This window comes from Marinitoga sp. 1137 (genome assembly GCF_001941525.1).
Taxonomy (GTDB): Bacteria; Thermotogota; Thermotogae; order Petrotogales; family Petrotogaceae; genus Marinitoga; species Marinitoga piezophila.
Genome location: NZ_CP009471.1, coordinates 569,843 through 583,091, shown reverse-complemented (window position 1 = coordinate 583,091; position 13,249 = coordinate 569,843). Strand labels below are relative to the sequence as shown.

The following is a 13,249-nucleotide window of genomic DNA, read 5'->3' as shown; positions in this document are numbered from 1 at the left end:
TCCTATAAAAAATAATGCACCTCTCAGGAAAAGAGGTGCATTATATATTATTATATATATTAAGCTCCTCTTTTCCTATAGTCAGATGGTTTACGGCCATCTGGTAGAAACTTCCGGACCATATTACCGGAATTATATAGGAAAAGAAAAATTCCAGAATATTTAATTTTTTCTGTATTTTAACAGATAAAAACGTTATTTTTTTTGCTTTATAATTAATACTCTGTTAATTGATTTTCTTTATATAGACCAGATATTCAATATTGCCGTCTTTACCTCTAATTGGCGATTCTACCATTCCTTTTATTTCAAATCCATTTTCAATTAATGAATTAAAAACCTTTTTTATAGCTTCTTCTCTATATTCATCCTTTTTAACTATACCTTTTGATAATTTTGATGGTTCCAATTCAAATTGAGGTTTTATGAGTATTATTCCCTCCGCATTATTAGCAGTAATTTCTTTTATTGATGGAATAATTTTTGTAATTGAAATAAAAGAAACATCACTGGTAAAAAATTCTACAGGTTCAAAATCTTCTTTTCTAAGGTATCGAGCATTTGTGTTTTCCATTAAAACTATTTTTTCATTATTTCTCAAGCTTTCGTGAAGCTGATTTGTTCCTGAATCTATACAGTAAACTTTTTTTGCATCATTTTCCAGTAATACCTGAGTAAATCCTCCAGTAGAGGAACCAATGTCTGCACATATTTTGTTATTTATTTTAGGTTGAAATTCTTCAATAGCCTTTAATAATTTATATGCAGCTCTGCTTACATATTTTTCCGTTTCTGTAATTTTTATTGTAGCCTTTTCATCTACTTTTTTAGATGGTTTTGTAATTTTTTGATTATTTACATAAACTTTTCCTTCTTTTATAAGCCTTTGTGCTTTTTCACGTGAATCAACATATTTATTATTAACTAAAAATATATCCAATCTAATTTTTCCATCACCCTTTCTATAAAATTCAAGATTTTTCAATAAGCCTTTTATTAAATTATATCATACCGTGCTTAAAATGAAATGAGGCTTTTTATTCAAAGCCTCATTTGCAATAATTTTATTATTCCTTAAATACCTTACACAATTCAGGGACAACGTCTATAGAAACTGCAGCACCTTCTGGGAAAATCTTTTTTTGTCCAGGATTATCAATTTGAACCATTATTTCACCGTATTCTGTATCAATAAACGATTCTACAGTATTTCCGAGATATACGTTTATTTTTATTTTTCCTTCTATTAATCCTTCTTTTTCTTCTTTTAAGATTAGAGACTCTGGTCTTGCCATTAAAACACCTTTATCTCCTGGATCTAAATCATTATCATATTTTTTCATAATTAATTTTTTCCCTTTAAAGTCAATTATTATATTGTCATTTTCTTTTCCTATTACATCAACTGTAAAAAAGGCAACTTTCCCTATAAATCCGGCTACAAATTTAGAGATTGGATCTTCATATATTTCAACAGGTGTTCCAATTTGCATAATTTTCCCGTCTTTCATTACTATTATTCTATCAGACAAACTCATTGCTTCAACACGATCATGTGTAACGTATATGGCTGTAATTCCTAATTTTCTCTGTATTTTTTTAATTTCAATTCTCATTTGTTCCCTTAGTAATGCGTCTAAATTGGAGAGTGGTTCATCAAGGAGCAATATAGCCGGTTCTACTATAATTGAACGTGCCAGTGTAACCCTTTGTTGTTGTCCACCAGATAATCTTGAAGGTGCCCTTGAAGCTAAGTCCTTTAATCCAACCATTTCAAGCGCTTCAAAAACACGCTTTTCTATTTCTTCCCTGGATAATTTCCTTAATTTCAAACCATATGCCACATTGTCAAAAACTGTCATATGTGGAAACAATCCATAACTCTGGAAAACGGTTGCAGTATCTCTTTTATTAGGAGGTAGGAAAGTTACGTCTTCATTTCCTATATATATTTTTCCTTTTGTTGGTAATTCAAATCCAGCAACCATACGCAATGTGGTAGTTTTTCCGCAACCAGATGGTCCAAGTAATGTAATGAGTTCTCCTGGTTTTATTTCAAAGGTAGAATTGTTTACTGCTATTACCTCTGTATTATTTTTCTTGTCCTTGAATATTTTGGTTACATTTTCCAATCTTAAGGATACCTGTTTTTTCTTCATATTTTTCACCTCTCACCGGAAACGGTTTTTTCAAGTGTTTCGCTTTGTCTTACTATTAATCGCATTAATCCAAAGGCTATAAGCACTATAATGATTAATGTTGTTGCAAGAACGCTGGCTAAACCAAATCTCAGATTTTCTGAGAAATTATATATCAAAACAGTAATGTGATACCATTTTGCTGATATCAAGAATATTACAGCACTAACAGCTGTCATTGACCTGACAAATGTATAGGATAAACTTGAAATAAATGCAGGCCTTAATAATGGCAATACTATGGTTTTAAATACCGTTGGTACATCGGCACCAAGATCCTGAGCAGCCTCTTCTATTGAAGGATCTATTTGTCTTAATGCTGCAACTCCACCTTCAACGCCAACAGGCAATTCTCTGATAACATAATTTATAACTATAATAGCTCCTGTTCCTACTAATATTAGTGGTGGTTTGTTAAATGCAAGGATATAACTGATACCTATTAAAGTTCCTGGGATAGCAAATGGGGCCATTATAAGTATTTCAAATATTCTCTTTCCTTTAAAGTTTTTTCTAACAAGAATTAATGCTGTGAGCATTGCAAGAATTCCAGCAAGAGGTGTTGCAATTGTTGCAAGGGTTACAGTATCTGTAATTGCATCTTTACCTCTTTGAAGAGCCTCTTTGATGTTTTCAAGTGTAAATGTATAATCGATACCCCAATTTTTCACGAAACATCCAGCTACAATTGTACCGTATAATGAAATTAAAAATACTACTATTAATACCATTAAGGTTACTAATGTTACTTTAACAGGCTTTGACACCAATTCTGTGATACGTGGTGAAGGTTTTCCTGTCACGGTAACAAATGATTTTTTTGATACCCAGAACCTTTGGACGAGAAAAGCTGTAATGGTTGGCATTAATAACAATAATGATAATGCTGCACCATTTCCCAATCTATTCATACCAGTAACTTCAAGATAAGCCTCAACAGAAAGCACTCTATAATTTCCGGATAATATTAATGGATTTGCAAAATCAGCAAGTGAATTGGTAAATACAAGAAGCCATGCACTTAATATTCCTGGTACTGACAACGGTAATGTAACCGTTAAGAATGTTTTTAATTTTGATGCGTTTAAATCAAGTGCAGCATCTTCAAGTGTGGAATCTATTGCATGAAGTATTCCTGCCATAGTTAAATAAGCTATTGGGAACATTCCCATTGTTTGAACAAGGGTTAATCCCGTTAAACCGTATATACTAAAATTTTGCAAATGCAATATTTTTTTTGTAATAAGTCCATTGTTTCCAAATAGCAATAATATGGATAATGTCAAAGAAAATGGTGGAGAAATAACAGGTAATGTAGCCATTGTACTGAAAAATTTCTTTCCTTTTATAGATGTTCTTGTTAAGGTAAATGCAAATAGAAAACCTATTAATGTTGATAATGTGGCAGTTGAAATACCAAGTTTAATACTTCCCCAGAAAGCTTTTAAATATTGATCAGTGGTGAGTATTTTTTTCCATATTTCCATGGAAAACTCACCGTTTTTTATAAATGTAAGCCTTACTGCCTCAAAAAGAGGATATGCAGTGAATATACCTACAATAACAAATAATCCAAGTATAATGAAATTCATTACAGGATCTCTTGAAAATAGGATAATTCCATATATTAAAACGAATGCCACTATTATTGAAATAGCAAAGATATTTAACAATCTATAGAATTTTAAATATCCTTCCATATTAAAAAACATTATTCCTATTCCTACTATATCGTATTCAGGGGTTAATATAGGAGCAAAAACTATCTTGTATTGCGAATTATCTAACGAATACATGTTATCCGTTAAAAAGTATTCGCTATACACAGCGCTTTCTAATCCCTGTTCAAAAATGGGATCCGAAAGTTTAGATTTATAAAATTCATAGAATTCTTTGTCTTTATAAAATTCTGTGGTTTCCTCAAATTGAGGAAGACCTTTTATATATATAATTCGTATATTTTCATAATTGTTTTCAACGTTAGAAATCCATGAATCTATATCCTCTGTTTTATCAGAAACAGAAGAAAATATTATCTTCCCAGTTTCGAGAATATTACTATTTATTATCTTTGTATATGAATTCTTTATACTGGAAAATATCCATATATCTGCAGAAGCAACAATAAGTAAAAATAATAGAAAGTATATTATTTTCTTTTTTGTGAACATATTTTCAACTCCTGAATATTATTTTAACCAGACGGCTGTTTAGCCGTCTGGTGGGTTTAATTCTTATTTTGCACCAATTTCTTTATTCCATCTTTCTACTAATCTTTCTCTGTTTGCAGCATCCCATACAAAATCTTGATTTACAATTCTTAAATCGTCAATATTCAAAGGAGCTTTATCTTTTGGAGCAAGTTTTGATACAGGAATTACAAACCATTTTGCTATCATAGCCTGTGCCTCTTTTTGAAGCATCCAGTTATATAATTTTTTTGCATTTACTGGATTTGGTCCGTTTTTAATTAATGACATTGAAGCAAGTTCAAAACCTGTTCCTTCTTCAGGAACTGTAACCTTTAATGGAGCACCATTTGCGATTAATTTAAATAAATCATGTGCATAACCTATTGCAAATGGAATTTCACCTATAGCAGCCTGTTTACCTCCAGCTGAACCTGATTTTGTATATTGATCTATGCTTCTATCGAGATGATGTAAATACATAAAGGTTAATTCTTCGTCTTCATGGAATAAATGAAGTATTGTTGTAATAACATTATAAGCTGTTCCTGACGTATTTGGATTTGCAACTCTTACAAGGCCTTTATATTTTGAGTCAATAATATCAAACCAGCCTTTTGGTGCTTCTAAACCTAATTCTTTTGCTCTTTCTTCATTTGTAGCAAATGCAAGTACACCTATATATAAGCCAATCCAATAATTTTCTGGATCTCTAAACTGTGCAGGTGTATACTGTGCAAGAGGTGATTTGTAAGGTGTGGTTAAGCCCTTTTGTTTTGCTTCAACGTGTCCAAGACCTACTCCTCCTACCCAAATTGATGCTTGTGGATTTTCTCTTTCTGCTTCAAGTCTTGCTACTGTTTCACCTGTGGATAATCTTACCCATTCAACTTTTATCCCTGTTTCTTCTTCAAATCTGTCAAATAATTCCTTGGCAAGTGGTTCTTCAAGCGTTGTATAGGCCTTTACAACATTCCCTGAAAATGCCATAATGCCAACAATTAACAAAACTACCAAAAAAATACTCTTTTTCATAAAAACACCCCCTGTGATGTGATGGTTTAATTATTTTTTATTATCCATGCAGCTTTTTTGCTGAAATATAATTTTATTTCTTTACCAATTGGCGGGATTTCATTTTCAATAGGATTAAAGAGTACCACGTCTATTATTTGATTGTTTTTTAGTTCTACTTGATACTCTACATGTGCCCCAAGAAAAACTACTTTTTTTATAATTCCTGTTATATTGTTTTCCTTTTGTTCTGTATTTATAGCTTCAGGTCGCAAGGCTATTAATACAGAATCTTTTATATTAAAATCTTCTCCACCAATTCCTATAAAACTTTGATTAAGCGATTCATTAAATATTACATATCTATCTTCTTTTTTTTCAACGATTTTACCTTCAATAAAATTAACTTTTCCTATAAAATCTGCAACAAATTTATTTTTGGGTTTTGAATATATTTCAAGAGGATTCCCAACCTGCATAATCTTTCCCTGATTCATTACAACAATAACATCTGAAATGCTCATTGCTTCTATTTGATCATGAGTTACGTATATACTGGTAATATTGAGTTCCTTTTGTATTCTTCTAATTTCAGAACGCATACTTTCACGAAGTTTGGCATCAAGATTTGAAAGTGGTTCATCAAATAACAATACCTTTGGTTCCATAACAAGACTTCTTGCAAGTGCAACACGCTGTTGTTGACCACCGGAAATTTGGTCAGGTCTTCTGTTTTCCATGCCTTCAAGATTGGTTAATTCTATTATTCTTTTCACTTTTTCAGTTATTTCATTTCTTGATAATTTTTTTAATTTTAAACCAAATTCTATATTTTCTTTTATAGTCATATGAGGAAATAACGCATAGCTTTGAAACATCATAGAGATATCTCTCTTGTTTGGTGGCATATTGGTAATATCTTCTCCGTTGAGAAATATCCTTCCATTGGTAGGAATTTCAAATCCTGCAATCATCCTTAATGTAGTGGTTTTTCCACAACCTGAAGGCCCTAAAAAGGTTACCAATTGCCCTTCTTCTACTTTTAGATTAAAATCATTTACAGCAACTGTTTCTGTCCCTTCGCTTTTAAATATTTTATAAATATTCTTTAATTCTAAACTCATGGGTTATACACCTGCCTATTCTGAAGCAAAATTTTCATTCATCAGAGAAACTTTATTTTTTAAGAATACCTTTAATAGGGAAATAAATATTATAATTATCATTATTAAAATTACAGAAAATGCACATGCTTCTGATAATCTTCCTGAATCCGTTTGGCTTAATATTTGAACAGTCATTAAATTCCAATCCGCAGAAACAAGGAATATAGCAGCACTAATTGCCGTCATTGCCCTCACAAATGAATATACAAGAGCTGAAAAAAATGCAGGAACAATGAGAGGTAAAGTAATCTTTGAAAATACCTGTCTATCATTAGCTCCAAGTGTATATGCAGCCTCTTCTATTGCCGGATCTACCTGATTTAAAAGTGAAATTCCAGATTGAATACCTACTGGCACATATCTAAATATAAAATTCAATACAAGTATCGCAAAAGTCCCTGTTAATAACAATGGCTTTGAATTAAATGCTAATATATATCCAATACCAACTACAGTTCCCGGAACTGCAAAGTTTAATAACGAGACAAACTCCAAGGTTCTTTTACCGGGAAATGTTTTTCGTACAATTAAGAATGCAATAATCATTCCAAGTAATGCAGAAATAGGAGTGGAAGTTAAAGCAATTGTAAGCGTATCTTTAATAGCTTCTCTTCCAACGTCAAATACATATTTAAAGTTCTCCAATGTAAATTCATTATTCATACCCCATATTTTTGTAAATGCACCCCAGAAAATGGTTACATAGATTAATAATATGAATAATGAGACTATCATGCACAGGGAAAATAATACCCATTTTGCACCTTTGCTAACGCTTTTTAATTGAGATGTATTTGGTTTTCCGGTAACAGTAATATATTTTTTCTTTCCTATCCAGTATTTTTGTATGATAAAGGCTATTAAAGAAGGTAATAATAACCATACAGCAAGAGCTGCACCGCTTCTCAAATCGAACATGCCGGTTATTTGAAGATATGCCTGAACAGAAAGAATAGGAAATCTTGAACCAGCTAATATTAAAGGATTACCAAAGTCTGCAAGCGATTCTATAAATAATACAAGCATTGTACTGGCTATTCCCGGAATAGATAATGGAAGAACAACCTTAAGGAATACCTGTAATCTTGTTGCTTTTAAATTAAAAGCAGCATCTTCCAGTGTTGGTGAGATTGTTGAGATTACACCATCTAAGGTTATAAAGGCTACAGGGAAAAAAGTAATTATTTGTGCTATTAATAATCCCCATAATCCATAAACAGGGAAGGTTCTTATACCAAAGATTTTTGCAGTAATTAAACCATTAAAACCAAAAAGCATTATTATTGACAATGCCCCTATAAATGGTGGGAAAACCATTGGAATTACTGCAATTGTTCTGAAAAACCGTTTAAAAGGTATATCTGCCCTGTTTATTGTATATGCATATAAATATCCTATTAATGTTCCTAAAATAGCTGTTAAAGAGGCTACAAGAATACTGTTTCTAAATCCCTGTTTCATATAATCATTGGATAACATATCCTTATATGTCTGCAATGAAAAATTGTTTTCATTATCTGTAAAGCTTATTATAAAGACCTTCAATAATGGAAAAATTATAAATATAAATAGCGATATAAATATTAGAATAAGCAATATAATTAATGAAGGGTTCTTCAGCATATTTTTGAATTTATTTGAAAACTCTTGATTAGCGATATTCATTAAAATCCCTCCAAAAAAAGGGGGAGATTTCCCCCTTTTTATTAAATTACTTTACAGGTAATACCTCTTTTATCCATCTATCTACAATTCTCTTTTTATTCTGTGCAGCCCAGTTTTCATCAACACTGATTAATTTTATAGTTGATAATGGTTGTAATGCTCCAAAATCAACGTCTGGTCTTACAGGATAGAAAAATGTTTTTGTATCAACAATTGTTTGTTGTCCTTTCTTTGAAAGTAACCAGTCAACAAGTACTTTTGCTTCATATTTGTGTTTTGCACCTTTTACAATTGATACACATGCTGCCTCATATGGAACGCCTTCAACAGGGAATACAACTTCTATAGGATACCCCTGTTCTTTAAACTGGAAGAATGCAGGTGTAAATTGAATTCCCAATCCTGCCTGACCTACACCTACTGATTTTGAAGGACCTGTTCCACTTTGTGTATATGACTGAACGTTCTTTGCTAATTTCTTTAAATAATCAATCATGCCATCTTCTCCATAAATTTCAATAAGTCCTGTGATAAATGCATATGCAGTACCTGAAGTCTGAGGACTTGGATATTGAATCATATTTCTATATTCTGGCTTTAATAAATCCTGCCAGCTTTTTGGCATATCTGCCTTTATCTGTTCCAAAACCTTTAAATTAATTCCAATACCAAGAGGATTCATATAGAATGCGTGATAATAACCTTCGATATCATAGAAATTTGGAGCTATTCCATAAATGCTGGTTGTTTTATAAGCTTCTGTAAGCCCTCTTTCTTTTGCAATAATATGATTTGGCATTGGAGCTCCAAACCATACGTCTGCCTGTGGATTCTTTTTTTCTGCTTCAAGTCTTGCTAATGCAGGTCCAGAAGAAAGGAATATATATTTTACTGTAATGCCTGTTTCTCTGGAAAATGCGTTTAAGATTTTTCTTGCATTTGCCTCATCAACACTACTATAAATAATCAGTTCAGCAAATGAAACAGTTAAAGCGAAAATCAAAAATAATACTAACATCAATCTTTTCATCAGTAATACCCCCTTATGTAGAATATGAAATAACATTCTACTATTATATTAAATAAAAAAATCATCAAAATATCCACAAAATTGTATTAAAAATGTAACAAAATTTTATGTGATGAATTTTGAATATATAAATTAATATTTATATACATATATATATTTTTGTATTAGATTTCTTTGCAATTGTGTAATATAATTAAGAATATGAGAATATTAGAAATATTTAAAATTCTAAAGTAAGGGGGAAGATAATTATGGATATAAAAAATGTAACTATTATTGGTGGAGGTGTTTTAGGTTCCCAAATAGCTTGGCAGGTAGCATATAAGGGATTTGATGTAATTGTTTATGATATTAATGAAGATGCTTTAGAGAAATCAAAAAATTTTCATAAAGGATATGCACAATATTTTCTAAAAAATAAAGGGGCAACTTCAGAAGAAATTGAAGCAACCTTTTCAAGATTAAAATATACTACTGATCTTAATGAAGCAGTAAAGGAAGCTGATCTTATTAGTGAATCTGTTCCAGAAGTATATGAAATAAAAAAGGATATTTATCAAAAACTTGCTGCTGTTGCACCAGAAAAGACTATTTTTACAACCAACTCTTCAACTATGTTGCCTTCACAATTAGTGAACTTTACAGGAAGGCCAGAAAAATTTCTTGCTTTACATTTTGCCAATCCGGTTTGGGAAGCAAATATTGGAGAGGTTATGGGTCATGAAAAAACATCAAAAGAAGTTTTTGATACGGTAGTTGAATTTGCTAAAGCCATTGGAATGGTCCCAATTCCATTGAAAAAAGAACAAAGTGGATATGTTTTAAATTCGCTTCTTGTACCTTTATTACATGCAGCTGAAACATTGTATTTTGATGGAGTAGCGGATTATAAAAGTATAGATAAAACCTGGATGATAAGTACCGGCTCTAAGTTTGGACCATTTGGAATTATTGATTTAATAGGAATGAACACACTTTATAATATAATAAAAATGCGTGGTGAAAAATTACAGGATGAAAAAATTTTAAAACGTGCAGAAAAAATAAAGGAAATGTTTATTGATAAGAATAAATTAGGAGTAAGTACAGGCGAAGGGTTCTATAAATATCCAAATCCAGAATATTTAGATCCAGAGTTTTTAAAATAAGGCTGTCCGTATGGGACAGCCTTATTTTATATTATAATATTTAAATACACAATCTTTAAATATTTTCAATGTATCAACCATATATTTATTTTTTAACCATGAAAATCCTATTGTCCATTTAAATTTTGGTTCTTTGAGTTTTAATGTTTTTGCAGGGAAGTCTGAATATAATTCAACTATGGATTTTGGAACAAGGGCAACTCCAACACCTGATTTCATTAATTTTTCTAATAAAGATAATTCACCCTCAAAAACGATATTAGGTGTAAAACCTGCTTTTTTATAAATTTCATCGGTTACTTTTCTAAAGTCATAATGATCTACAAGATTTATAAATTTTTCATCTTTTAATTCATATAGACTTATTTCCCTATTTTTAGAAAAACGATGATTTTCTGGAATTACAAGCATTATTTCATCTTCAAATAATATAACAGTTTCTATGTTTTCGGATTTCAGTGGAGGATAAGTAATTGCAAAATCTATTTCCCCTTTTTCTAACAGCTCAATAGCCTCTTCATTATTTGAAATAAATTGTTTTAAGTTAATATCCTTATTTTTTTCTAAAAACTCAATAATGAAATTTGATAAAAATATGGTTCCGGTGGTTGCTAAAATTACCTTTTTATGACAGGCTTTTTTTGCTTCTTTAATTTCTTCTCTGGCATATTCCAGTTCATTAAATATAGTATCAACGTGTTTTAAAAAAATTTTCCCATATTCATTTAAAACAATTCTTCTACCAATTCTATCAAATAATTTTACTCCCAATTCTTCTTCGAGTTTTGAAATAGTAATACTTAAAGATGGCTGAGAGATATGTAGTTTTTCTGATAATTCAGTCATGTGCTGGGAGTATGCCAATTCCCTGAAATATTTTAATTGTAAGAGGTCCATTTCCTCATCTCCAATTATCAAATTTTTAAAATTTATGATATAATTAATATCGTCAAATTTTGGAGTTTAGATATAAAAAAAGCCGGCTTTCGCCGGCTCTGGCTGGGGCGGATGGATTCGAACCACCGAATAACGGAGCCAAAATCCGCCGCCTTACCGCTTGGCCACGCCCCAATCACAATACTTATTATATCATAATTTTTGATTTTGTCAACACCAATATGTTTCTGGATTTAAATAAGATTATTACGAAAAAATAAAAAATGGAGGAGGTATTTTTATGAGATACGAATTGAAGATAAAAGATAAAATTTTATATGCAGAGAAAGGAACAAAGTATATAGAAATTATTAGAAAGATTCAAAAGGAACATCCTTTTAAAATTCTTGCAGTAAAACATAATAATAATATAAAAGAGTTGCTTAAAGAAATAGAGGATTCTGGAGAAATAGTACTTTTGGATACTTCTACGCTTGATGGATTTAGAATTTACCAAAGAGGTGTATTATTTTTATTGTATATGGCATTAAAGGATCTTTATCCAGAAGATAAATTATATGTTCATCATAGTATAGGAAGCGGCTTATACTGTGAATTAAGAAGTGGAAAACCTTCACAGAAAAAACTTGAAATGTTAAAAGAAAAAATGTTAGAATATGTAAAGGAAGATCTCCCTTTTGAAAAGAAAACAATTTCTAAATTTAGAGCTATAAAGATGTTTGAAAATGTTGATTTAGTAGATAAATCTAAATTATTTAAATATAGAAAGAAAGATAAGGTTAATATTTATATATGCGATAAATATTTCAATTATTTCTATGGTTATATGCCACCATCTACGGGATATGTTGATTTATTTGATTTAAAATCTATAGATGATGGATTTGTAGTATTGCATCCAACACCAAAATCTCCTGATAAAGTTCCTGAGTATAAACATTATCCAAAATTATCTTATACCTTTAACGAATATAAAGAATGGTTGAAAATATTAGAAGTAAGTACTGTTGGCGAATTAAACAGTTTAATTGCTAAGGGACCAGAAGAGGCAACTGAATTAATTAGGGTTTCTGAAGCTTTGCATGAAAAGAAATATGCGCAAATTGCAGATGAAATTATTAAAAGAAAAAATATAAAGGTTGTTTTAATTGCAGGACCTTCTTCATCAGGTAAAACAACAAGTGCTAAAAGACTTGCTTTGCAACTAAAAGTAAATGGATTAAAACCTATTCCAATATCATTGGATGATTATTTTGTTGATAGGGAAAAAACACCTCGTGATGAAAATGGAAATTATGATTTCGAATCTATATATGCACTTGATTTAGATTTGTTTAATACTCACCTTTCAAAATTATTAAAAGGTGAAGAAATAGAATTGCCAAAGTTTGATTTTGTTCATGGAAAAAGAGTTTGGAGTGGAAATAAGATTAAAATGGAAGAAGATCAGGTTTTGATTATAGAAGGAATTCATGGGTTAAATGAGCTATTAACAGAAAGTATTCCAAGAGAATTTAAATATAAAATTTATGTAAGTGCGTTAACGCAAATGAATCTTGATTCAATGAATAGAATTACCACAACTGATACAAGGCTTATTCGAAGAATTGTTAGAGACTTTAATTTTAGAGGACATTCCGCTTTAGCAACACTGAAAATGTGGCCAAGTGTTAGAAGGGGTGAAGATAGAAATATTTTCCCATTCCAGGAAGAAGCGGATATTATGTTTAATTCAAATCTTATTTATGAATTATCTGTTTTAAAGATATTTGCAGAACCATTATTATTAATGGTAGATAATTCAAATCCAGAATATTCAGAAGCAAAAAGATTATTAAAATTTCTTGATTATTTCTTGCCAATTACTGTATTGGAAGAAATACCAAGAAAGTCTATTTTAAGAGAATTTATTGGAAGAAGTACATTTAAATATTAATAAATT

Annotated in this window: 10 protein-coding genes, 1 tRNA gene and 1 riboswitch; of the genes, 2 read left to right on the top strand and 9 right to left on the bottom strand. The window is 30.6% G+C overall.

The window, feature by feature from the left end; all coding sequences use genetic code 11:
• Window positions 1-58 precede the first annotated feature (58 nt).
• Window positions 59-160: riboswitch (purine riboswitch) on the bottom strand.
• A 66-nt stretch (window positions 161-226) separates the two neighbouring features.
• From LN42_RS02960 to LN42_RS02930, 7 genes are all read right to left on the bottom strand, one after another.
• Entirely contained in the window at window positions 227-985 is a 759-nt protein-coding gene (locus LN42_RS02960) for a TlyA family RNA methyltransferase (RefSeq protein ID WP_075780323.1), read from the bottom strand.
• Window positions 986-1,067: 82 nt separating this feature from the next.
• Window positions 1,068-2,159 carry an ABC transporter ATP-binding protein gene (locus tag LN42_RS02955; RefSeq protein WP_075780322.1) on the bottom strand — a complete coding sequence of 364 codons (1,092 nt, stop codon included), beginning with the start codon at window positions 2,157-2,159 and terminating at the stop codon, window positions 1,068-1,070.
• A 5-nt stretch (window positions 2,160-2,164) separates the two neighbouring features.
• Window positions 2,165-4,369, bottom strand: a complete 2,205-nt coding sequence (locus tag LN42_RS02950) for an iron ABC transporter permease (protein WP_075780321.1) — start codon at window positions 4,367-4,369, stop codon at window positions 2,165-2,167.
• Between the two features lie 63 nt (window positions 4,370-4,432).
• Window positions 4,433-5,422 (bottom strand): ABC transporter substrate-binding protein, encoded by a 990-nt coding sequence (locus LN42_RS02945; RefSeq protein ID WP_075780320.1) that lies wholly within the window; start codon window positions 5,420-5,422, stop codon window positions 4,433-4,435.
• A gap of 26 nt (window positions 5,423-5,448) precedes the next feature.
• Window positions 5,449-6,525, bottom strand: coding sequence for an ABC transporter ATP-binding protein (locus LN42_RS02940; RefSeq protein ID WP_075780319.1), 1,077 nt, complete (start codon window positions 6,523-6,525; stop codon window positions 5,449-5,451).
• Window positions 6,526-6,540: 15 nt separating this feature from the next.
• Window positions 6,541-8,232: an iron ABC transporter permease gene (locus tag LN42_RS02935; RefSeq protein WP_014296041.1), complete on the bottom strand. Its 1,692-nt coding sequence runs from the start codon at window positions 8,230-8,232 to the stop codon at window positions 6,541-6,543.
• Between the two features lie 46 nt (window positions 8,233-8,278).
• On the bottom strand, window positions 8,279-9,262 hold the full coding sequence (locus tag LN42_RS02930; RefSeq protein WP_075780318.1) for an ABC transporter substrate-binding protein: 984 nt from the start codon (window positions 9,260-9,262) through the stop codon (window positions 8,279-8,281).
• Window positions 9,263-9,513: 251 nt separating this feature from the next.
• Between LN42_RS02930 and LN42_RS02925 the strand changes: the two genes are divergently transcribed.
• Window positions 9,514-10,410 carry a 3-hydroxyacyl-CoA dehydrogenase gene (locus LN42_RS02925; RefSeq protein ID WP_014296039.1) on the top strand — a complete coding sequence of 299 codons (897 nt, stop codon included), beginning with the start codon at window positions 9,514-9,516 and terminating at the stop codon, window positions 10,408-10,410.
• A gap of 21 nt (window positions 10,411-10,431) precedes the next feature.
• Here the strand turns inward: LN42_RS02925 and LN42_RS02920 are convergent, their stop codons facing one another.
• Window positions 10,432-11,307, bottom strand: coding sequence for a LysR family transcriptional regulator (locus LN42_RS02920; RefSeq protein WP_014296038.1), 876 nt, complete (start codon window positions 11,305-11,307; stop codon window positions 10,432-10,434).
• Between the two features lie 99 nt (window positions 11,308-11,406).
• Window positions 11,407-11,481, bottom strand: a tRNA-Gln gene (locus LN42_RS02915).
• Between the two features lie 106 nt (window positions 11,482-11,587).
• On the opposite strand from LN42_RS02915, the gene LN42_RS02910 reads away from it, so the two are divergent.
• Window positions 11,588-13,243 carry a nucleoside kinase gene (locus tag LN42_RS02910; RefSeq protein ID WP_014296037.1) on the top strand — a complete coding sequence of 552 codons (1,656 nt, stop codon included), beginning with the start codon at window positions 11,588-11,590 and terminating at the stop codon, window positions 13,241-13,243.
• Window positions 13,244-13,249: the final 6 nt, after the last annotated feature.